Origin of the sequence: uncultured Gemmiger sp., from assembly GCF_934561205.1 — a bacterium.
Lineage (GTDB): Bacteria > Bacillota > Clostridia > Oscillospirales > Ruminococcaceae > Gemmiger.
Genome location: NZ_CAKTFU010000010.1, coordinates 46,245 through 67,419, shown reverse-complemented (window position 1 = coordinate 67,419; position 21,175 = coordinate 46,245). Strand labels below are relative to the sequence as shown.

Below are 21,175 nucleotides of genomic sequence, written 5' to 3'. Positions count from 1 at the left end.
GGCGAAATCCTCACATCGTGATCCAGCCCAGCGCGTTGGCAACCGAGCTTGCCAGAATGATGGCCGCAAAAATCGGGCAGAGCCAGCGGATCATAAAGCAGAAAATCTTCTTGCGGCGGAAGGGCTTACCTTCGGCGGTGACCTCCTGCGCGATGGCCTCGACGCCGACCACGCGGGAAATCAACAGGCAGGTGGCAATGGCGGCGATCGGCATCATGACAGAGTTGGTCAGGAAATCAAAGAAGTCCAGCATCTGCATACCGAACACCGTCACGCCCGCCAAGGGGCCGTAGCCCAGCGCGGACAGGCTGCCCAGCGCGATCATGATCACGCCGATCAGCACGGTGGAGCGCTTGCGGTCCCAGCCCAGCTCGTCCTCAAAGGTGGAGACGGCGCTCTCGGTCAGGGCGATGGAGCTGGTCACGGCGGCAAACAGCACCAGCACAAAGAACAGCACACCCACCACGGTGCCCAGGCCCATCTCGGCAAAGACCTTGGGCAGCGTGATGAACATCAGCGAAGGGCCTGCCTGCAGGGTGTCGGGGTCGCCGCCGGAGAAGGAGAACACGGCGGGGATGATCATAAGACCTGCCATGATGGCGATGGCGGTGTCAAAAATTTCGACATTCTGGGTAGAATCCTCAATGGAAACGTCCTTTTTCATGTAGGAGCCGAAGGTGACCAGAATACCCATGGCGATGGACAGCGAGTAGAACATCTGCCCCATGGCGGCAACAACGGTCATCCAGGAGAAGTTGGCCATGTTGGGCACAAGGAAATACTTGACGCCCGCCAGCGCGCCGGGACGTGTGACCGAGTACCCTGCAATGACCAGCGACAGCACGACCAGCACGGGCATCATCCATCTGGAAACGCGCTCCACGCCGCCGCGCACACCGGCAAAGATGATGGACAGCGTAAAGGCGGTGAAAATCAGAAAGCATACCTCGACTGACAAGCCGGAGGAGATAAACGCCCCAAAGTAGCCGTCTGCCGCCAGCGCACTGCCGTTGCCCCGCAGGTATTCCAGCAGATATTTGATGACCCACCCGCCGATGACCGAGTAGTACGGCACGATCAGGATGGGGATGATGGCGTTGATCCAGCCGCCCAACAGACGGCCGCGCCCCTTGCCAAAGGCAGAAAACGCGCCGACCGGGCTTTTGTGGGTCATGCGTCCCAAGGCGGTTTCGGCAACGATCATGCTGTACCCGAAGGTGACGGCCAGCAGGATATACACCAGCAGAAAAATGCCGCCGCCGTATTTGGCCGCCAGATAGGGGAAGCGCCAGATGTTGCCCAACCCTACCGAGGCACCCGCCGCCGACAGCACAAAGCCGATTTTACCGGAAAAAGAACTGCGATTTTTAGTTTCCACTTTGTCAACTCTCCCGTGAAATTATTTCATTACAAGCAACGGAACCAGTGTAACACATTTGAACGAGAGAATCAATACCCAAAAGAAGAAAAAAGCGGGGCATGCCCCGCCCCGCTTGGTTGTAGGGGCGAGCATTGCTCGCCCGTACGGTTTTCCCGATAGTTCGTAATATCCGGGCGGTTGCAACGGGCGGCATATATGCCGCCCCTACGGACTAACCGTTATGTTGTTGCAACCGTAAAGCCGCGGGCGGGGCATGCCCCGCCCCTACCGCGCGGTATAATTTTATTGCCCTGTGCCGCCCCCGTCAACTTACAGCATACACCGCATCGTGTGCGTGGCATCGACAAAATCGTGGGATTCGTACAGTGCCATCGCCGCCGTGTTTTGCGCCAGCACATTCAGTTCCAGATATTCCAGCCGACGATCCCGCGCCCAGCGCTTAGCGGCACCCAAAAGCGCACTGCCGATGCCCTGCCCGCGCAGGTCGGGCAGCACGACAATGTCGCTGAGCCGCGCATAACGGTGCGGCAAAACGCAACTGAAGGCGGGTGTCCACCCGGCATATTCCACCAGCGCAAACCCCACCGTGATGCCGCCCTGCACAGCCAGCAAAAATTCAGCGTTCGTATCTGCCAAGGCGGCGGCGGTCTCCTGCTCGCTGCGGGGCGCAGCGCAGAAAAAATCCGGCTGCATCGCCACCAGCTCGCGATCCAGCACGCCGTACAGCGCCAGAATGTCGGGCAAGTCCTGCATGACAGCAGGACGTATCTCTATCTTTCCCATACCGGTTCCCTCAAATAAGAAAAACGGCGGACGCACTCGTCCGCCGTTGGGTCACTGCACTTCCTGCACAGTGTAGTTGAAGCCGTATTCTTCCTGCAGTTTCTTGACGGCAGGCTCGCAGTCCTCAATAAAAGTGGCCGAGTAAACGCTCTGGCCGTTGTGGGACTTCTTGTAGTCCTCCACGATCTGGTTCAGCTTGTCCCAGCCCTCGTTGGCCTTGGCGTTGTCCATATCCTGGGGGAAGTCGATGATAAATTCGCGATGCTTCGGGATGCGTGCTTTCATAAAAATTCCACTCCTGTATTTTTGTGTGTTAGAGTACTTGCTATTACAAATTGAAGCATTTCCGGGCGTTGGCGGCGGTGATATCCAGCACCGCCTGCGCGTCCATGCCCCAAATCGTACCGATATAGGCCGCCACATGGGCAATGTTGCGGCTGTCGTTGCGGTGCCCGCGCACGGGTTCCGGCGCCATATACGGGCAGTCGGTTTCCAGCACGGCGGACGTGTGCGGTATGGCGGCCAGCACCCTGGCGGCGCGCTTGGCGCCCTTGTAGGTCACAGCCCCGCCGAAGCCCAGCAGCATACCCTGCTCCACCAGCCACGCCGCATCGTCGGGGCTGCCGCTGTAACAGTGCAGCACACCGCGCGGCTTGTAGCGGCGCAGCAGCTCGTACATTTCGGCGTGAGCCTCGCGGTCGTGTACCGAGACCGGCAGATCCAATTCCTTTGCCAACTGCAGCTGCGCCTCGAACAGGTCATATTGTTCCTGTTTGGGCACGGGCCAGTGGTGATCCAGCCCGATCTCCCCCACCGCCTTCACGGCGGGGTCGGCAAACAGCGGGCGCATGGCCGCCAGCTCGGCGCGCCAGTCCCCGTGGTATACGGTCACAGTGGCGGCGTCCTCCTCGATCAGGCTTTCGGGGTGGATGCCCAGCGCGGCGTAGACAAAGGGGTATTCGTGCGCCAAGGCCAGCACCCCGGCGGCGTCGCCGGAATGGGTCGCGCACTCCAGAACACCTGCCACACCGCCCTGCGGCAGCGCGGCCATCACCGCGGCGCGGTCGGCGTCGAATTGGTGGGAGGTATAGTGTGCGTGGGTGTCAAAAATGTTGTTCATACGTTTGTTTTTTTCTGTGGGGCACGGTTTACCAGGTAGATGCCCGCGCAAACCAGCGCCAGTGCGGCAAGGTAGTTCCACGCAAACAGTGCCTCGCCGTTCAGCACGGCGGACAGCAGCACGTTCATAATGGGGATGATCAGCCCGAACACCGCAATGCGGGACACGGGGTTATTTTTCATCAGCAGCGCCCACAGCACATAGCCTGCGCCGGAAATGAACGCCAGGAACAGCAGCACGGGGATACCGGCGGCGCTCTGCGGGTGCAGGCTGCCGCCCATGACAAAGCCCGCGACCGCCAGTACCAGACCGCCCAGACCCAGATTGATGCAGCAGACCGAGAAGCTGTCTGCCTGCTGGGTGACGGCCTTGTTCCAGGGGCCTGCCAGCGCGAAAATCAGCGAGGCCATCAGCATGCAGAAAACGCCCATGGCGCTGCCGCCGCCGTGGTTGCCCAAGGTCGCGACCAGCACACCGCCAAAGCCCAGCGCACAGCCCAGCGCCTTGCGCGGGGTCATGCGGTCAGCCTTGTACAGGAAATGCGCAAGAATCACGCCCATAAAGCTATGGGTACTGTTCAAAATGCCGCCCATCGCGCCGGTCAGCAGCGCCACGGCGGAATAGTAGAAGAAATACTGGGCGGCGGTCTGCCACAGGCCCAGCCCGCAGCTGGAAAGCAGCGCCTTGCCCTTGGGCATGGGCAGCGGTTTGCGGTTCAGCGCCAGGCCGCACACCCACACAAGGGCGGCGCTCAGCATAAAGCGAATACCGGCAAAGCACAAAATAGACGCCGTATCGCCGGATTCGATCACAAACAGGCGGTAGCCCAGCTTGATAAACGGGAACGCCGACCCCCACAGCATATTGCAGAGAATAGCCATAACGATGGCAACGGCAGGGACAGAGAAAAAGGCATCCAGTCTGGATTTTTCCACGTTTTACACCTCTTGCGGGTCACGCATCAGTGGATGCGCGCACCGGCAGGGGTGCTGTCGGGGAAGAAGGCCAGCGCACAGCCGCCCTCGGTATCGGTGTCGGCGGCAAAGATCATGCCCTCGCTGACATACTTGCCCTTCATCATCGGGCGGGGGGCCAGGTTGGCAACGATGCCGACCTTTTTGCCGATCAGATCCTCCGGCGCAAACCACTTGGCAATGCCGGACAGGATGCAACGCTCGCGCTCGCCGTCAAACACGGTCAGGTGCAGCAGCTTTTTGCTCTCCTTCATGCGCTCGCAGGCGCGGATCTCGACCACGCGCAGCTCCACTTTGCAGAAATCGTCAAAGGAAATTTCGTCCTCGTGCTCGCCGATCAACTCTGCGCTGGCAGCGGCGGTTTCGGCTTTCGGCTCCTCGGCGGCAGCGTTGGCAGCCTGTGCCGCTGCCTTATTGGCGGCCTCAAGGGCGTCCAGCTCGGCCAGTTCCTTGGCGGTGTCGATGCGGGGGAACAGGTTTTCGCCCTTGTGCAGGGTGGCGGTGGCGGGCAGGCTGCCGAAGGCGGCGGCGCTGTCCCACGTTTTGCCCTCGTCGGCAACGCCCAGCTGGGAGAAGATGTTCCCGCAGGCGGTGGGCATAAACGGCTGCAGCAGCACGGTGCAGACGCGCAGCGTTTCGGCAAGGTTGTACAGCACGCGCGCCAGGCGGGGCTTGGTTTCCTCGCTCTTGGCAAGCACCCACGGGGCGGTGGCGTCGATGTACTTGTTGGCGGCGTCGATGACCTCAAACACGTCCGCCAGCGCGTTCTGGAAGGCATAGCTTTCCATCTCCGCCTCATAGCGGGCGCGCAGACCGCTGACCTTTTCGATCAAAGCGGCATCCTCGGCACCCTCGGCCTGCTCGGCGGGCAGCGTGCCGCCGAAATACTTGTCCGCCATGGCGGTGGTGCGGCTCAGCAGGTTGCCGAGGTCGTTTGCCAAGTCCATATTGATGCGGTTGATCAGCAGTTCGTTGGAGAAGTTGCCGTCCGAGCCGAAGGGGAAGTCGCGCAGCAGGAAGTAGCGCAGCGCATCGGCGCTGTAACGCTCCGCCAGCAGGTAGGGGTCAACGACGTTGCCCTTGGACTTGGACATCTTGCCGCCGTCCAGCAGCAGCCAGCCGTGGCCGTACACATGCTTGGGCAGGGGCATATCCATGCTCATCAGCATGGCGGGCCAGATGATGGAGTGGAAGCGCACGATCTCCTTGCCGATAAAATGCACATCGGCGGGCCAGAAGGTTTCGTAGTCGCTGTCGGGGTATTTGTCGTTCATAAAGCCCAGCGCGGTGGTGTAGTTGAACAGCGCGTCGATCCACACATAGACAACGTGCTTGGGGTCAAAGTCCACCGGCACGCCCCACTTGAAGCTGGTGCGGGAAACGCACAGATCCTCCAGACCCGGATCGATGAAGTTGTGCACCATCTCGTTCACGCGGGAACGGGGCAGCAGAAAGTCGGTGTTGACCAGCAGGTCGCGCACGCGGTCGGCGTACTTGGACAGGCGGAAGAAGTAAGCCTCCTCCTCGGCGTCGATGACGGGGCGGCCGCAGTCGGGGCAGCAGCCGTTGACCAGCTGGCTCTCGGTCCAGAAGCTCTCGCACGGGGTGCAGTATTTGCCGACGTACTTGCCCTTGTAGATGTCGCCCTTTTCGTACATCTTTTTGAAGATCTTCTGGATGGCGGCAACGTGATAATCATCGGTGGTACGAATAAAACGGTCGTAGCTGATGTTCATCAGCTTCCACAGATCCTTGACGCCCTTGGGGCCTTCCACAATGTTATCCACAAACTGCTGCGGGGTGACGCCGGCCTCCTTGGCCTTCAGCTCGATCTTCTGGCCGTGCTCGTCGGTGCCGGTCAGGAACTTGACGTTGTAGCCCTGCAGGCGCTTGTAGCGCGCCATGGCATCGGTGGCCACGGTGCAGTAGGTGTGGCCGATGTGCAGCTTATCGCTGGGGTAGTAGATGGGGGTCGTGATGTAGAACTTTTTCTGATCCATAGGGAACCTCTTTCCTGATATTACAAACTGTAAAGTTTAACGAGATTTATACAGCCTAGAAACCGATGGGGGTGATGCCGCAGGCAAGCAGGGCGTGGCGGCAAAGTACCTCGGTGCTGTCGATGAAAAAGCTGCCTAAGTGCTCATCGCGCTTGGCAAGGCTTAGCTCGGTGCAGCCCAGCACGGCCATATTGCAGCCCTGCTTTTTCAGATCATGCACAGCAGCGCCGAATTTTACCATATCGGCACGGCGGCCCTGCTTGATGTCGTCATAGATGACGCTCATCACATCGGTCTGATGCTCCGCGCTGGGAAAGGCACAGGCGATGCCCTGCTGTGCGCAGGCAAGCTGATAGGTCTCGGCAGCCAGGGTGCCGTCGGTTGCCAGAATGCCCAGCTTGGTGCAGCCGGCGGCTTTGGCGTCCTGCACGGTCAGGCGGGGCATGTTCAGCACGGGCACGGGCAGCGCCTCGGACAGGCGGTCATAAAAATAATGCGCGGTGTTGCAGGCGATCGCCAGCACGGTGGCACCGTAGCGCACCAGATTTTTGCCGTCCTGCTCCATCACGGCGAAGGGGTCCTCGTCGCTTTGGCCGAGGATGTACGCCGTGCGGTCCGGCGTCGACGCGCGGGAGGATATGACCACATCCAGATGATCCTGATCCCGTTCGGCGGGGGTGTGGTCGATCAACATCTGATACAGATAGCAGCTGGCAGCAGGGCCAAGGCCGCCCAAAATGCCCAGAACGGGGCGCGCTTCTTGTGTGGTTTGCGGCGTGGCACACTCCTCCTTTATACATGCAATATATTTTCTATTATAAGCCAAAGCGGGGAAATATGCAAGGGAGAAATTGCGGCCGCCTTTATTCCTTAAAGTTTTATAATCAATGCAAAGGTTGAAAGACCTTGAACCTGACCGAAAAGTACAAAAAAGAGAGCTGGCAAAGAGATAAGACCAGCAGAAAGAGAGAAAGAAAATGTTGTATCAGGTTATTGGCGTTGAGCGTAAAACCGGCGATTTCACCCCGAAGGACGGTTCTAACCGCCAGATTCATTATGATAACCTTGTGTTTCACTGCGTGACCCTCAAACGGCTTGTAGGCTGTGCCGGTCAGAAAGCTGAACAGTTGTCTATCAAGGTTGTTGATTCTGCCGATCTGATGGAGTCCGTCGGCGCTCTGGACGATATCAGTAAGGTCATTGGTCATCAGTTTGACCTTGAAGCCGTATTCGGAAAGATCAAAAGCTGGGAATTGGTGAAGTGATGCTTCCCGATCCTGCAGAGAACGCGCAGCCGCCACCATCTGAATGATTGCCGTGGGGCGGTCTGTGATATGCGTTAGTCCCGAACTGTTGATTCCTCCAGCTTCAACCAGTGATTCATTACAAACTAACGTGTATCTCAGACCGCCCCACACTCAATGTCAGACACTGTCTGACACTCCAAAGGCGCTACGTCCTTTGGAGTGTCAGTGTCAGTGCCAAGATAGAAAAACAATTTGACAGTAAAAGGATGGTCGATTATGGGAGATTCATCTGCTCCACCACGCTTGCGCAGCCGGCAATGTATGTTTGTATTGTACCCGGAAAGTCAGCAATCATCTATTGACTACTGCAAACAGAACCTGCCGTGTGCTTGGGCGCTGCACGATAAGGACGTATATTCGCAAGCTTCGTATGATTCCTACATAAAAAACCACGATGGGGAAAAGCCCGAATGGCTGCCCGGCGATGTCAAGAAACCGCACGTTCATTTTGTTTGCAGTTTTCCGAATGCCCGGTATTTTTCCGGCATAGCAAAGGAAATTGGCGTAGAAACAAATGTCATACGCAAGGTAAACAATCTATATAAAGCGTATGTATACCTTTGGCATATGCTGGATTTAGATAAATACCAGTACAGCCAAGATATAGTTGGTATGAACGATTTTGTCATTCCCAGCGAACACGCAGGAATGACCCAGCTTGAAGATGATCAAGTTCAGATTCTGCTGGATATGCCTGACTTTGGAACCATCCAAGAAATGAGCCGTTGGGCGTATGAAAACGGCTGCTGGGCATCCTATCGCAAAAACTACTCTATGTGGCGTGATCACTTCGTGGAACGCGCTAGACAGCGTGATTATGAAGCAGATGTAGCTGCCAACAAATTGTTGGGCGAACGGCTGCGGAATATGGATAAAGTGATGGATAAGGATTTTATCCACATCATCCCGGATGATCTAGCCGCTAAATTCTGATGTATCGCCTTGGCGATTACATATAAATCTGAAAGAAAGGAGAGTGCAACTAATGAACACTGTTTTTCTTGCTGGTGACGGTGTCGAGGTTGCAAAGAGTGCTATGGAAACTATTATCGCTGCTATGGCTGATGTTTTCACCCTGTCCGGTACCGTTGTTTCCGAGATTCAGAAACAGCCTGTTCTGCTGTTCTGCTTGGCTGCCGGTCTGGTGCCTACCGGTATCAGTATCTTCGTTCGCCTGAAGAACGCTGCTCGCTGATCGAATAGGCAAGCCCCAGCGGGGCGGGTTAAACCCGCTCCGCATTTTTTGTTTATAAAGAGGTTTTACATATGTCTAAAAACTATCGTCTGATTGCTATTCGCCGTTTCTGCTTTTACATTGCGTGCGGCATAATATCGCATAGGTATGTCGAAATATCTCCCGATTGAGATCCGATGTGTCTTGGTGTCTGGCTCAATGCAGACGGAACAAAGGTAGAGCCTACTATCCCGCGCAACTAAAAATGCCGCCATTGCTGGCGGCGTGAATCATTGTAGGTTTTTATAATAATCAGATTGTCCTTTGAATATGGTTTTCTCTTGTAGATTGTCTATCATATTCAATTTTACTTTCAACACTGCGATAGCGTGTTCGTTCTGCTCGGCGTTCCAGTCCTGCTTTAATAGCAGCAAGCCCCTATAATAGTCCTCGGTGCGTTTCATACACTCGCGCAAAAGGTTGATTTCATCGGGTGATAAGCGCAATTCGATTTTACCATCAGATTCAACCGGTTTTTCGTTAGGGTTTTCTGCTTTTTTCGTAAACAGGGACATTTTGCAAAACTCCTTTTTTCTTTATTCTATCATAAATTTTACCACTTTCAAGGGGTGATGACGTGAAAAAGATAGTATCTTTTTTCCTTTGTATTGTTCTTGTCCTGTCGTTCTCGGTATCTGCTTTTGCGGCTGATGCTGGCGGACTAATTTGTCCGACCTGTGGTTCTGCTGTTCTTGTTCATTCCGATACTATCGAGGGCATATATCACAATATTGAATATGTATGTTCAAATAAGGAATGTGACTATAAACGGAAAGAGAAAAAAATCCTTGGTATGGAATCGGTTAGTGGTGCAACCGCCACACCGATTGAAGGTGTTACCGCACCCCCTGCCGGTTACGCCGGTGAAGGTACACCATCATATAATGTCGATGGTGATTTATTTGTTTTGGCTCAACCAATTTTCTATGTCACTGGCGATGAAGATAAAACACCTGTAGATTCAGGGCGTGTTACATCTAGAATAGGTAGTATTGATTTTTCATGCCCTTTTTTATCTTATCGGAATGTTGATAGTAATACTCAATATTTTATTTTTTCTTGCAAAAGTGATCCGTATCAGGTTGCTTGGTATTTTACTTGTCCTGTTGATGGTGTTTATTATACAAACGACAGAATCCGTATATCATCTTATCCCAAAATCGATCGATATATTCCAGAATTTTCTTATAAATGTAAATCTGGCGACAAAATTTATCTTTACCATAATTATAGTGAAAATGGCTTTGATGTTCCGCTTAATTCTAATAGTAGTCTGACAATTAAGTTGGATTCCATCCCAGTTAAATGTATTCCAGATAAACCTTCAGTAACAAAAAACACCAACATCACCATCAATAACAACACTTGGAACGGAAATATCTACGTTGACAACATCAACAAGCTAACCTACATCTACCCGCAATACACGGTCAACAACGAAACCAAAATCAGCAATAACCCCATCATTTACAACGAGGAAACCAAACAATACTACACTTACGATAGTGTGACCAATAACTACTATTACATAACTTACGGTGACCCCGCCCCTACCCCTACACCCACTCCCACACCTGACCCTGGCGGTTCTACACCTGGTCCGGATAATCCTTCGCCCAGTCCTTCGCCCTCTACCGCTCCCGGTGGAAGTTCTGACAAAGAAACAGGCGGCAACAGTTTCTTTAACTTCATCTTTGGCTTTGGCAGCGACACCGGCAAGGACGAGAACGGCAAAAAGGGTATTATCTGGTCGCTGATCTCGCTGCTGGTTTCCTGCGTCACCTTTGTTGTCGGAATGGGTACAGCATACAGTTACTTGTTCCCGTTCCTGCCGCCCGGATTATGTACTACAATTCATATCTGCGTTTTGGTGTTGTTCCTTTTCGCAGTCATTAAATTTATAAGGAGTTTTATTTGATGTGGCAAAAAATAAGTATTACGGTCTGCGCCGTGCTGTTCGCCGTGTTGTGCGCCGTACCCGCCGTCTTTGCCGACGATATACCCGAATCATCCTCTACCGAATCTGTACCTACTATTTCAGATGATGCCGGGCAGCTGGGCAGTGATGTGACCGGCAATTTGTCCGATGGTGTAGATAATGTTAAAGATGATCTCTTGAAGGTTCACGGCTCTTGGGAATCTATGCAAAATGATTTTCCCCTGTTCATCAAAGAAGCGCTAACCTTTGTCCCCGAAAACTATTGGTTCGCTTTTTCGCTGTCGATTCTGCTGGGCTTTATTCTGGCTCTATATCGCCGTATGGCTTGAGGTGTATTATGGATTCCTTTTTATCTGCAATGAACGTTATTGTGAACGGCTTTCAGATGCCGTTCACTGTATACGGCTTCACATTCAGTTGGTTTGATATTTGGCTTTGGTCGATTCTGGGCTGTATTGTCGCGGCTTTTATTGGAAGGATGTTGTCTTGATGAATGATAGGTTTTCGCAATTCTGCGGCGCTCTGGTGGCGCTGCTGCTCCTGATCTCTGCGGCGTTTGCTATGGATGCCCGCGCCGAGGAAATACCCGCCGAAGCGGTAACGAATGCAAAGCTGGATAATATTCAGTCCACCTTGGACGTAATCGCGCAAGAACTCGCTCCGTCAGAGGATGCAGCCGAGCCGACACCGGCGCCCGATTACACGGAAGCATTGCAAAAGATTTCCGATCAGCTTGCTGATCTGCAAGAATCTGCGCAATTGGCAACACAAGCGGAGGAACAGCCGGAACCGTTTACGAAGCCCTTTACCGAGTATACATTGGCTGAAACGCTGTTACTGATTCTCTGCTTTATGTTTCTTGTTATGGCGGTGTTCTGGTTTCTGAATAACTTTGTATTGTGAGGTGTTGATCTATGCAAGCCATATTTTTCGATTTACTTACCTTTTTCGGTATAAATGCCGCTGCTCCTCAAAATCTTAGCGAATTGTTTCCTTGGCTGCTTTCCGTTCTTGTTGCGATGAGCCTGTTCCTTTTCGTTTTCAGCATCATCAAGGATTTCACGCATACATTCGCACGGGGTAAATTTTGATGAACGGTTATTTAGTTCTCGCTCTGATCGCTGCAGGTATCACGTTGGCAGTTTCTCGGATAGCGCGCCAGATCGTGTTTCATCCGCTTCAGACGATGGTTCACGCTGTAAAGGACAGCTATTATTACATACGTCACAAAGGCTGGAATACCTGCCCTGTCGGTGCGCTGGATATCTATTGCGGTTATTTCGGCTCCGGCAAGACCTTGTCTTTGGTTCATAAGGTCGTGCATCTTTACCAGCGCTACAATAACAAGCCGGTTTGGTGTTCCCGGCGTAAGAAGTTCGTAACGCAGAAAATTGTCATTTTGTCAAATGTTGATTTGTCGATTCCTTACGTCAAATTAACCAGCCTTTCTCAGGTTGTGAATATGTCAAAACTATCTCCGGCGATTGACGATGAAAAAGACACACTGACAATTACGATCGTGGCAATGGATGAGCTTTCGGTGCAGATGAATTCGCGTAGCTTTAAGGATAATTTCAATGCGTATTTTCTGAATACCCTGTTGTGCTGCCGGCATTACCACATAAGCTTTTTTGGGTCTGCGCAGCGCTTCCAGCACGTTGACAAGCTGATGCGTGATGTAACGCATAATGTTGTGCAGTGTAAGAAAGTATGGCGTTTTCAATGCTGGTCGCTCTATGATGCCTGGGAAATGGAGAACGCACAGAATCCGGAAATGATACGTCCTGTTAAGTCCGGCTTGTGGTTCGTGCTGGATCGTGATTATAACGCCTATGATACGTTGGCGGTAGTCGATAACTTGCAGAAAAAATTTGAAGATGGGGATATTCTGACCGAATCCGAGATTTTGCAGAATCAGGCTCCGGAGAGTCTGCCGGGGCTGGATGCGGCAACCAGCCTGAGCCGTAAAGGCAAGGCACGCATAAAGCGGCAAGGCGTGCGCTAAGGGGTGCGGGGGTATTCCCCCGCCCCCTGCGCACGCTGCCGATGGCTTGTTGATTAAGAAAGGTTATCTGATATGAAACAGATTTGCAGAATGGATAAAACGAATAGCCGTCCGTATTGCTTACATAAACCGTGTAGTTTTCGTTTGGATGGCTCTTGTGCCGGAGCGGTTGTAGCTGTGCAGAATTATTATAGCTATTACAACTGTCCGGATGAACCGGATACCGGCACACCACCACAGTGCGGACAGCACCCAGAGTGTGCGTATTGTCGGGATTACAGACATTTTGTATAATATTTTGCGCGGCTTTTTTAAGTCGCGCATTTTTATTTTTGGGTGTAACATTATGACTATTTACGAATCTCCACGACCAAAAGGGCGACCATTGACAGAAAACGAACGGAATCTAATTGCCCATCTGTGTAAGCTGGGTTTCAACCAAACCGCTATTGCGAAGGAAGTCGGCGTTTCCCCCTCGACGATCTGCCGGGAATTGAAGCGCGGCCAGGTGGAACAGATAAACGGTGATACTTGGGAATATTACACAATATACAGCCCACAAAAGGCGCAGGCCAGAGCCGATTATATGCGTTCCTCTCACGGGCCTGATCTGAAGGTTGGCAGTAACCGGGCCTATCTCGCCGCGCTGGAAAAGTATATATTCGCCGGGTCCAGCCCGCAGGACGCAATACACCGGGTCGGTGATGCGTTCGGGGTGATCATCAGCAAGACCACCTGTTACCGCTATATCGATATGCGGCTGTTTGAGCGTCTGCGTTACAAGCATCTGCCGCAGGGGCATCCCAAGACGGGGAAAGGCAGCAAGTCCCATAGTAATATAGCGAATCCCGGTCGCCGGAGTATTGAACGCCGATCTCCGGCTATCCTTGAGCGCGAGGAATTCGGACATTGGGAAATTGATAGCGTGATCGGCAAGGCAGAGGGTACCGGGGAAAGCATCTTAGTGCTTACGGAACGCAAGACGCGCACAGAAATCATTCTGAAACCTGCCGGCAAGTCCTCCGGCGATACAGTGACGGAACTTCGCCGTTTGCGTCGGTATCTGGGGCGTGATTGGTCGGTGATCTTTAAGACACTGACCAGTGATAACGGTCCGGAGTTTGCCGATCAAGCCGGCTTGGATGCCCTCGGCGTTACAATGTTCTACTGCCACCCTCAAAGTCCGCACGAGCGCGGCACGAATGAAGTTACGAATAAACTGGTTCGCCGTAAGTTCCCCCGCGGTCAGAGCTTGGCGAAGGTGACGAAAAAGCAGGTGCAGCAGGTTCAACATTGGGTCAATGGTTATTGCCGCCCGATGTTCGGCGGCAGAACTGCCGCCGATCTGCTGCTTGAAACGCTGTGTAAAATGCCCTTGCGCAATCGCGCCAAGGTCTACCGCTTCTTTGGTCTAGCTGCCTGACCTGCTTGGGGGGCTGGGGGCGTGCCCCCAGATTGGCAGCGCCTGCGCGGTCTGCGGCTTTTTGGCTGCTGCTGCGTACCCCGCGCAAAGGCAAGATGCGGGCTGTCCGGCTTCCGCTGCTTGTGCTTTGTTTGCCCAGCGCTCGGCGCGAATGTTTATCTTACCTCTCGTTTTCCCGGCGCAATACGCAGAATTAGCCCGCCACAAGGTGACGGGCTAAACGTGTTGCAAATATATAAAAGCCCCTGTGCAGATCAGCATTGACACAATTCTGCACGGGGCTATCATACTACAAAAGCAACAATTATCTATTGACAGCTTTATTTATTCTGTCAAATTTTGCATTGAACCCTTGACAGTAGCCGGCCGCCTTTATTCTGATATTTGTTTGTAGCTAAATGCCTCAGTTTGTCGAAAAAAGCCCTTTTCGGGTAGAAATGTAGGGCGCATGTCTTGACCGCGCCCTCCCGCTGGCTGCGCGCAGCGAATATAATCGCGACGAATGACGCGCGTTCTCACGGCAAATCATATCATTGACTAGACCTCACTGAACAGTCAAGACCGTTCCCTACAAACCCGCCGAAATTTTGCAATCATCCCGTTGAGATTATCGACAGACTGTACTTTGATATTTTGACGAAAGTCATGCCAACTCCCATCAAATTAAACAATATATCTTCCATTTCGAGAAGAATTATAGTATAATAAACAAAAGTACATTTGAAAGGAACGAAGTGAGCATGAGTTCTGTAACAGCAAGAATAAACGATGTAAAGCAACCATACGGTGGTTATTTAAGACCTTCCGCAATGAATCGCATAGACATGAAAGATGACAATGTGCTTTCTGAAGTTGAAAATGTACACGCCTCGATAGTAGGCATGGCAGTTGATTACCTCACAAGGTTTATGATGGGAACATCTGTCGAAGAAGCGTTCCAAATTTCACTAATGGGAGCAAGTCTAGCAGAAGATTTCGGACGTAGGAAAGCCTTAAAAGAAGCCGTAAGGTATTTGACAGGCATTTGTGGCATTGACGATGAATCAATTGTTAATGCCTGTAAGCTGGTCACATTCGATGTTTGGTTTAGAGCAACGATGAAGGCGCCTTTAGCTAAAACGGCTTCTGATACGAACCCAGATGCTGACACAGTGAGAAATATTAAAATCATGGTAAAGAGGAGTCTGCGCTTTTGGCAGACGTATGGGCCGATAACAAAAGACGGTTTTACATTTGAGCCATCGGGCTATACTGCTGTTGTAAATTCTGGTGATGGCGACTATTTGACAGCAGATACACTATGGGATTTTAAGGTCTCGAAAGATAAACCGAAGGCTAAACAGACATTGCAGTTACTGATGTATTGGATTATGGGGCAACATTCAGGAAAACCAGAGTTTAAGAATATAACTAAGGTTGGATTATTTAATCCTCGATTGAATTTGGTGTATACATACGAGATGGCAAAAATGCCCAAATCGGTGATTGAGGAAATCGAACAAAATGTTATATGCTACAAGTAAATAACGAATAATATAAAAAACAGGCTTCACGTTTAACTAAGTGGGAGCCTGTTTTTATATTATCAACGAATTTATTGTTGAGGGGGCATTAGAAGATAGGGCATTGTAGTGGTTGTCAAATACAGTTTTCTCTGCAAAACGACGAAGGGGTTTAGCAAACAGAACTGTAACAACACAGGGCCAAGCAAGAAAATTGCACCGCCGCGTCAATGCGGCATGGATTTTCTGCCGTATTTGCCGCACCGTACAGAAAATCCGCGGTACGACCTACATTTCTTATTTATATACTTGACCAAAAGGCCGTAACGTGTTATTATTTTAACATACGGGTATTTTTCCCGCTTGTATTGTAGAAAATGAGGTGCTGTGAAATGAATTTTGAGGACCTGATCGCTAAAGTAAAAACCTGCGGCAAGCAGAAGCTGGCCGTCGCCGCCGCCGAGGACGACGCCGTTCTGGAGGCTGTTGACGCCGCCCATAAGCAGGGCATTGCCGACGCTATTCTGGTTGGTGACGAGGCTGCCATCCGCAAGATCGCTGCCGAATTGAACATCGACCTCTCCGATTACGAGATCATCAACGAGCCGGACAAGGTGCAGGCTTCCCTGAAAGCCGTCAAGCTGGCGCACGACGGCGTGGCCAACATGTACATGAAGGGTCTGCTGGACACCAAGACCTTCCTCAAGAGCGTTCTGGACAAGGAAGTCGGTCTGCGCACCGGCAACACCCTGTCCCACGTCGCCGTGTTTGAGGTCAAGGGCATTGAGCAGCTGCTGTTCCTGACCGACGTCGCCTTTATGACCTACCCCACCCTGGAGGATAAGGTCCATATCATTGAAAACACCGTTGCCGTGGCCCATGCCTGCGGCGTGGAATGCCCCAAGGTCGCCCCGCTGGCCGCCGTTGAGGTCGTCAACCCCAAGATGCCCTGCACCGTGGACGCCGAGGAGCTGCACAAGATGAACGAGGAAGGCAAGATCACCGGCTGTGTCGTCGACGGTCCCCTGTCCATGGACATCGCCATCGACCCCGAAGCCGCCCACCACAAGGGCGCACAGGATCGCCCCGCCGCCGGTCACGCCGACATTCTGCTGTTCCCCGACATTCAGGCCGGCAACCTCGTCTACAAGACGCTGGTGCACACCGCCGACTGCAAGAACGGCTGCATCCTGACCGGCACCAAGGTGCCCGCCATCCTGACCAGCCGCTCCGACTCTTTCCAGACCAAGGTCAACTCCATCGCGCTGGCCGCCGTGGTCGCCGCCGGGCTGAACGGCTGATTACCTTATAAATAGAGGGAGATATTGATAATGTCCATGAAAGTTTTAGTCATCAACCCCGGTTCCACCTCCACCAAGGTCGGCGTTTTTGAGGACGAGACCCTGCTGTTTGAGGAGACCCTGCGCCACCCCACCGAGGAAATTGCCAAATACGCCACCATCATTGACCAGAAGGATTTCCGCAAGGAGATCATCCTCGACTTTTTGGCGGAGAAGCACTGCGACCCCAAATCTCTGGACGTCATCGTGGGGCGCGGCGGCTTGCTGAAGCCCATTCCCGGCGGCACCTACGCTGTGTCCGATGCCCTGCTGGCTGACCTGAAGGCCGGTGTGCAGGGTCAGCACGCCTCCAACCTGGGCGGTATTCTGGCCCGCGAGATCGGCGACAAGCTGGGCGTTCCCAGCTTTATCGTGGACCCCGTCGTTGTTGACGAGCTGACCGACAAGGCCCGCCTGTCCGGTATGCCCGAGCTGCCCCGCCGCTCCATCTTCCACGCCCTGAACCAGAAGGCCGTTGCCCGCCGCTTTGCCAAGGAGTCCGGCAAAAAGTACGACGAGCTGAACCTGATCGTCATCCACATGGGCGGCGGCGTATCCGTCGGCGCACATGACCACGGCCACGTTGTGGACGTCAACAACATCTTGGACGGCGAAGGCTGCTTCAGCCCCGAGCGCAGCGGCACCGTGCCTGTGGGCGATCTGATCCGCATGTGCTTCAGCGGCAAGTACACCCAGCAGGAAATTTACAAGAAGGTCTGCGGCAACGGCGGCTTTAACGGCTACCTGCACACCAACGACGCCCGCACCGTGGGCGAGCGCGCTGCCGCCGGCGACGAGCTGGCCAAGCAGGTTTGGGACGCCTTCTTCTACCAGATCGCCAAGGACGCCGGTGCCATGGCTGCCGTGCTGCACGGCAAGGTGGATCAGATCATCCTGACCGGCGGCATCGCCTACAACCCGTACACCGCCGAGGTGCTGAAGGATTACCTCGGCTGGATCGCCCCCATCACCGTTTACCCCGGTGAGGACGAGCTGCTGGCGCTGTGCCAGGGCGCCCTGCGCGTCATGCACGGCGAGGAAAAAGCCAAGGAATATTGATTTTGCATTGTTTATAAGGAAACAGGCGCTGCCCGCATGGGCAGCGCCTGATTTGGTTTTTGGGGGTAAATTGCAGGTTGTATGCAGGGGCGGGGCATGCCCCGCCCGCGGTTTTGCGGTTATAACAACATTACGGGTACTCCGTAGGGGTGACCATTGGTCGCCCGCCGCAGCCGCACCGATAATGCAACCTAACGGACAAACCTCATGAATGGCTTCCCCCTCCGGGGGGAAGCTGTCACCGCAGGTGACTGATGAGGGGGAGCTTTCCGGGCACTTCCCCCTCATCCGGCGCGCGGGACGCGCCACCTTCCCCCAAAGGGGGAAGGCCTTCTCGGCAACGCAAAAAGCCGATGCAGATGTTTCCATCTGCATCGGCGGTCTTACTTCTTCGGAGTCATAAGCCTCATAACCCTTATTCGTTATTTTTCGGACTGGTCACTCATAATCATAGGAACCGCATCCTATCTGTTGCGAAGTTTTTGAAACCCTTGGCTAATCTTACGCGTTCATGGGAGTATCCCTTTTTCTGAATGGTTAGAAGTTTCGGGTTTGGGTCTGATGCTGAGGGCAACCCCTCTTAACTCTTGTACATTGGAGTATCTCCTTGTTGATCAGGTGAATTTCAGGCTCCTTTGGTTCGGTGGAGTGATAGCGGTCATCTCTACCAGCCTTCTTTCTCTTGATCTATGTAACACGCTGAGGTCTTTCGGGTGGGCGGCCTCTGCGCTTTGCTAATCAAAAGTTGGTGAACCATGCATCGCTAAATTTTCTTTTACAGGGTATGCCCTGCGGCTTTGGATGTGGTTCTTACTTTGTCAGCCAGCGCAGACCCGCCGGTGATGAATGGGATCTTTAAAGTTTGCCATCGGGTCTGAGCCTCCTTTCTTACGAATCCTGCCGGCGAGCCTTTACTTTGTCTTTCCTGCTCCTCTTGCCCTCATGCTTTTGGATCGGAGTCCCTAAAGTGTTTCTGTTTGATTTTTCAATCTCAGAAAATCTTCTTTAAGCTGTCGATCGTTCCATGACCGGTCTTTGTGTGAGCTTTGGGAAAGTGGCTTCACTTGGAAGTTTGTCTTCCTTATCTCCGGCTGTTTTCTTTCTGTGACTATACTATACCATACCCTTAGCGATTCGTCTATTCGCAAAACCGCCAACGTTGAAAAGAAAGATTTGTACATATTACAGATTGATAAGTGCATAAGCCTGTGGTATAATAGATATGTTGGGTGCGTGTACGCGCCCCCCAGTATGCTCAATATTCCTCCATATACAGCAAAAACCCCTGCCGTTCGCGGCAGGGGCTTTTTGCTTACATCGTTTCGGGTACGCTGACCTTGAACATCGTCAGGATGTTGTAGATCACGCTGCGCACTGCCAGGCACAGGGCAATGCGGCCCTGCTGCACGGTGCCCTCGGCATCCAGAATACGGCAGGAATTGTAGAAGCGGTGGAACGCTGTGGCCACATCAATGCAGAAGCGGGTGATGCGGGCGGGGTCGTACTTTTCGGCGGCGGCAACGATTTCCGCCGGGAACGCGGCCAGCAGGCGGATCAGCGCCTGTTCGCTGGCGTCGGTCAGCACAGAGGCGTCCACGCCCTCCACGCCGCCGAACTTGACGCCCTCGGCCTCCAGCTTTTTCAGGATGGAGCAGATGCGGGCGTGGGCGTACTGGACGTAGTAGACGGGGTTTTCGCTGTCGTTGCGCACGGCAAGGTCAAGGTCAAAATCCAGCGTGGAGCTGCTTTCGCGCTGGTTGAAGAAGAACCGCGCGGAATCGATGGGCACCTCGTCCAGCAGGTCGGTCAGGGTGATGGCCTTGCCGGTGCGCTTGCTCATACGCACGGGCTTGCCGTCGCGCATCAGGTTGACCATCTGCATCAGCACAATGTCCAGACGATCGCCGTCCAGACCGATGGCGTCCATGGCGCCCTTCATACGGGCAACGTGACCGTGGTGGTCGGCGCCCCAGACGTCAATGGACTTGTCAAAGCCGCGCACAGCCAGCTTGTTGTAGTGGTAGGCGATGTCGGCGGCAAAGTAAGTGGGGATGCCGTTGGCGCGGACAAGCACCTCATCCTTGGCTTCCTCCTCGCTGCCGTCGTCGGTCTTTTTCTTGTTGGCGACGCCGTACTTGGCGGCATACTGGGCGCTGCGGTACATAATGGCGCCGTCCTCGGCCTTGTAGCAGGCACCGATCTCCAGCAGCTTGTCCACCACAGCCTTGACCGCACCGGAATTGTGCAGGTCGCTCTCGTGGAACCAGACGTCATACTGAATGCGGTACTTGCCCAGATCACGCTGCAGACCGGCGATGTTCTTGGGCAGAGCGTCGGCCACGATGGCCTTTTTCAGCTCCTCGAAATCCTTTTCGACGTAGGCATCGCCGTGGACCTCGGCAAATTCCTTGGCGCGCTGCACAATGTCGGCACCCTGATAGCACTCGGCGGGCAGCGGGCAGGCTTCCTCACCCTTGTAAAGCTGCAAGTAGCGGATGGCAAGGCTCTTGCCGAACTTTTCGATCTGGTTGCCGGCATCGTTGATGTAGAACTCGCGGGTCACATCGTAGCCCGCCCAGTCCAGGCAGGCTGCCACGCCGTCGCCCAGGGCACCGCCGCGGGCGTTGCCCATGTGCATGGGGCCGGTGGGGTTGGCGGAAACAAATTCCACATTGTATTTTTTGCCCTTGCCGGCATCGGTGCGGCCGTACTCGGCATCGGCCACGGCGGCGCGCACGACATCGGTGAACCACTCCTGCCCCAGGAACAGGTTGATAAAGCCGGGCCCTGCGATCTCGGCGCGGGCAAACAGGCTGCCCTCCAGATTCAGCTTGGCGGTGATGGCCTCGGCGATCTGGCGGGGTGCCTTGCGGAAGGTGCGGGCGCCCGCCATCGCAATGTTGGACGCAGCATCGCCGTTTTTCACGTCTGCCGGGATCTCAACAATGAACTCAGGCAGGGCGGCTTCGGGCAGGGAACCGTCGGCCACAGCAGCGTTCGCAGCCTGCACCAGCAGGTTGCGGGCGGCATCCAAAGCGGCCTGGCGGGGGTTGTAGTTTTTGTATTCCATAATTGCAAGCTCCTTTTCAGGGTTCGTGCCGCGTTGCG

At 53.8% G+C, this 21,175-nt stretch carries 20 protein-coding genes; 11 read left to right on the top strand and 9 right to left on the bottom strand.

From position 1 onward, the window contains the following. Nucleotides 1–10: 10 nt before the first annotated feature. The 7 genes from Q0I19_RS07605 to Q0I19_RS07575 form a co-directional block, all read right to left on the bottom strand. Nucleotides 11–1,378, bottom strand: a complete 1,368-nt coding sequence (locus tag Q0I19_RS07605) for a sodium-dependent transporter (protein ID WP_294760169.1) — start codon at nucleotides 1,376–1,378, stop codon at nucleotides 11–13. 312 nt (nucleotides 1,379–1,690) lie between these two features. Then, nucleotides 1,691–2,164: a GNAT family N-acetyltransferase gene (locus Q0I19_RS07600; protein ID WP_294760171.1), complete on the bottom strand. Its 474-nt coding sequence runs from the start codon at nucleotides 2,162–2,164 to the stop codon at nucleotides 1,691–1,693. Nucleotides 2,165–2,215: 51 nt separating this feature from the next. Continuing rightward, on the bottom strand, nucleotides 2,216–2,449 hold the full coding sequence (locus Q0I19_RS07595; protein WP_294760173.1) for a methylenetetrahydrofolate dehydrogenase: 234 nt from the start codon (nucleotides 2,447–2,449) through the stop codon (nucleotides 2,216–2,218). 43 nt (nucleotides 2,450–2,492) lie between these two features. Next, nucleotides 2,493–3,284, bottom strand: coding sequence for a TatD family hydrolase (locus Q0I19_RS07590; RefSeq protein ID WP_294760175.1), 792 nt, complete (start codon nucleotides 3,282–3,284; stop codon nucleotides 2,493–2,495). Then, on the bottom strand, nucleotides 3,281–4,219 hold the full coding sequence (locus tag Q0I19_RS07585; RefSeq protein ID WP_366012604.1) for a DMT family transporter: 939 nt from the start codon (nucleotides 4,217–4,219) through the stop codon (nucleotides 3,281–3,283). The genes Q0I19_RS07590 and Q0I19_RS07585 overlap by 4 nt, the downstream gene beginning before the upstream one ends. Nucleotides 4,220–4,245: 26 nt before the next feature. Continuing rightward, complete coding sequence (metG, locus tag Q0I19_RS07580) at nucleotides 4,246–6,258, bottom strand: methionine--tRNA ligase (RefSeq protein WP_294760176.1); 2,013 nt, start codon at nucleotides 6,256–6,258, stop codon at nucleotides 4,246–4,248. Nucleotides 6,259–6,313: 55 nt separating this feature from the next. Beyond that, nucleotides 6,314–7,084 (bottom strand): amino acid racemase, encoded by a 771-nt coding sequence (locus tag Q0I19_RS07575; protein WP_294760179.1) that lies wholly within the window; start codon nucleotides 7,082–7,084, stop codon nucleotides 6,314–6,316. A gap of 151 nt (nucleotides 7,085–7,235) precedes the next feature. Here Q0I19_RS07575 and Q0I19_RS07570 point away from each other — a divergent pair, with 151 nt between their 5' ends. From Q0I19_RS07570 to Q0I19_RS07560, 3 genes are all read left to right on the top strand, one after another. Further along, on the top strand, nucleotides 7,236–7,523 hold the full coding sequence (locus Q0I19_RS07570) for a hypothetical protein (protein WP_294760181.1): 288 nt from the start codon (nucleotides 7,236–7,238) through the stop codon (nucleotides 7,521–7,523). A gap of 258 nt (nucleotides 7,524–7,781) precedes the next feature. Continuing rightward, nucleotides 7,782–8,498: a Rep family protein gene (locus Q0I19_RS07565; RefSeq protein WP_294760182.1), complete on the top strand. Its 717-nt coding sequence runs from the start codon at nucleotides 7,782–7,784 to the stop codon at nucleotides 8,496–8,498. A gap of 52 nt (nucleotides 8,499–8,550) precedes the next feature. Beyond that, nucleotides 8,551–8,760, top strand: a complete 210-nt coding sequence (locus tag Q0I19_RS07560) for a hypothetical protein (RefSeq protein WP_294760183.1) — start codon at nucleotides 8,551–8,553, stop codon at nucleotides 8,758–8,760. A gap of 269 nt (nucleotides 8,761–9,029) precedes the next feature. Here Q0I19_RS07560 and Q0I19_RS07555 read toward each other — a convergent pair whose 3' ends face one another. Then, nucleotides 9,030–9,314, bottom strand: a complete 285-nt coding sequence (locus tag Q0I19_RS07555; protein WP_294760184.1) for a hypothetical protein — start codon at nucleotides 9,312–9,314, stop codon at nucleotides 9,030–9,032. Nucleotides 9,315–9,376: 62 nt separating this feature from the next. On the opposite strand from Q0I19_RS07555, the gene Q0I19_RS07550 reads away from it, so the two are divergent. The 8 genes from Q0I19_RS07550 (at nucleotide 9,377) to buk (ending at nucleotide 18,067) form a co-directional block, all read left to right on the top strand. After that, the gene (locus Q0I19_RS07550) at nucleotides 9,377–10,717 is read left to right on the top strand and encodes a hypothetical protein (protein WP_294760185.1); all 1,341 of its coding nucleotides are present in this window, start codon (nucleotides 9,377–9,379) and stop codon (nucleotides 10,715–10,717) included. Continuing rightward, nucleotides 10,717–11,067, top strand: coding sequence for a hypothetical protein (locus Q0I19_RS07545; protein ID WP_294760187.1), 351 nt, complete (start codon nucleotides 10,717–10,719; stop codon nucleotides 11,065–11,067). Before Q0I19_RS07550 ends, Q0I19_RS07545 begins: the two co-directional genes overlap by 1 nt. A gap of 160 nt (nucleotides 11,068–11,227) precedes the next feature. Further along, nucleotides 11,228–11,641: a hypothetical protein gene (locus Q0I19_RS07540; RefSeq protein ID WP_294760188.1), complete on the top strand. Its 414-nt coding sequence runs from the start codon at nucleotides 11,228–11,230 to the stop codon at nucleotides 11,639–11,641. Between the two features lie 184 nt (nucleotides 11,642–11,825). Next, nucleotides 11,826–12,743: a hypothetical protein gene (locus tag Q0I19_RS07535; RefSeq protein ID WP_294760190.1), complete on the top strand. Its 918-nt coding sequence runs from the start codon at nucleotides 11,826–11,828 to the stop codon at nucleotides 12,741–12,743. A 385-nt stretch (nucleotides 12,744–13,128) separates the two neighbouring features. Continuing rightward, complete coding sequence (locus Q0I19_RS07530; protein ID WP_294760192.1) at nucleotides 13,129–14,166, top strand: IS30 family transposase; 1,038 nt, start codon at nucleotides 13,129–13,131, stop codon at nucleotides 14,164–14,166. Between the two features lie 740 nt (nucleotides 14,167–14,906). Next, nucleotides 14,907–15,689 (top strand): hypothetical protein, encoded by a 783-nt coding sequence (locus Q0I19_RS07525; protein WP_294760194.1) that lies wholly within the window; start codon nucleotides 14,907–14,909, stop codon nucleotides 15,687–15,689. Nucleotides 15,690–16,060: 371 nt separating this feature from the next. Next, complete coding sequence (gene ptb / locus Q0I19_RS07520) at nucleotides 16,061–16,969, top strand: phosphate butyryltransferase (protein WP_294760196.1); 909 nt, start codon at nucleotides 16,061–16,063, stop codon at nucleotides 16,967–16,969. A 30-nt stretch (nucleotides 16,970–16,999) separates the two neighbouring features. Continuing rightward, a complete protein-coding gene (gene buk / locus Q0I19_RS07515) occupies nucleotides 17,000–18,067 on the top strand; it encodes a butyrate kinase (RefSeq protein WP_294760198.1) in 1,068 nt (355 codons plus the stop codon). Between the two features lie 1,312 nt (nucleotides 18,068–19,379). On the opposite strand, the gene argS is transcribed toward buk, so the two are convergent. Further along, nucleotides 19,380–21,137, bottom strand: a complete 1,758-nt coding sequence (gene argS, locus Q0I19_RS07510) for an arginine--tRNA ligase (RefSeq protein WP_294760199.1) — start codon at nucleotides 21,135–21,137, stop codon at nucleotides 19,380–19,382. Between the last annotated feature and the right edge of the window lie 38 nt (nucleotides 21,138–21,175).

What these genes read in the sequence shown, in the direction of transcription:
- Q0I19_RS07600 (WP_294760171.1), bottom strand. Translation starts at nt 2,164, where the DNA reads ATGGGAAAGATAGAGATACGTCCTGCTGTCATGCAGGACTTGCCCGAC.
- Q0I19_RS07595 (WP_294760173.1), bottom strand. Translation starts at nt 2,449, where the DNA reads ATGAAAGCACGCATCCCGAAGCATCGCGAATTTATCATCGACTTCCCC.
- Q0I19_RS07590 (WP_294760175.1), bottom strand. Translation starts at nt 3,284, where the DNA reads ATGAACAACATTTTTGACACCCACGCACACTATACCTCCCACCAATTC.
- metG (WP_294760176.1), bottom strand. Translation starts at nt 6,258, where the DNA reads ATGGATCAGAAAAAGTTCTACATCACGACCCCCATCTACTACCCCAGC.
- Q0I19_RS07570 (WP_294760181.1), top strand. Translation starts at nt 7,236, where the DNA reads ATGTTGTATCAGGTTATTGGCGTTGAGCGTAAAACCGGCGATTTCACC.
- Q0I19_RS07565 (WP_294760182.1), top strand. Translation starts at nt 7,782, where the DNA reads ATGGGAGATTCATCTGCTCCACCACGCTTGCGCAGCCGGCAATGTATG.
- Q0I19_RS07560 (WP_294760183.1), top strand. Translation starts at nt 8,551, where the DNA reads ATGAACACTGTTTTTCTTGCTGGTGACGGTGTCGAGGTTGCAAAGAGT.
- Q0I19_RS07555 (WP_294760184.1), bottom strand. Translation starts at nt 9,314, where the DNA reads ATGTCCCTGTTTACGAAAAAAGCAGAAAACCCTAACGAAAAACCGGTT.
- Q0I19_RS07545 (WP_294760187.1), top strand. Translation starts at nt 10,717, where the DNA reads ATGTGGCAAAAAATAAGTATTACGGTCTGCGCCGTGCTGTTCGCCGTG.
- Q0I19_RS07540 (WP_294760188.1), top strand. Translation starts at nt 11,228, where the DNA reads ATGAATGATAGGTTTTCGCAATTCTGCGGCGCTCTGGTGGCGCTGCTG.
- Q0I19_RS07525 (WP_294760194.1), top strand. Translation starts at nt 14,907, where the DNA reads ATGAGTTCTGTAACAGCAAGAATAAACGATGTAAAGCAACCATACGGT.
- ptb (WP_294760196.1), top strand. Translation starts at nt 16,061, where the DNA reads ATGAATTTTGAGGACCTGATCGCTAAAGTAAAAACCTGCGGCAAGCAG.
- buk (WP_294760198.1), top strand. Translation starts at nt 17,000, where the DNA reads ATGTCCATGAAAGTTTTAGTCATCAACCCCGGTTCCACCTCCACCAAG.
- argS (WP_294760199.1), bottom strand. Translation starts at nt 21,137, where the DNA reads ATGGAATACAAAAACTACAACCCCCGCCAGGCCGCTTTGGATGCCGCC.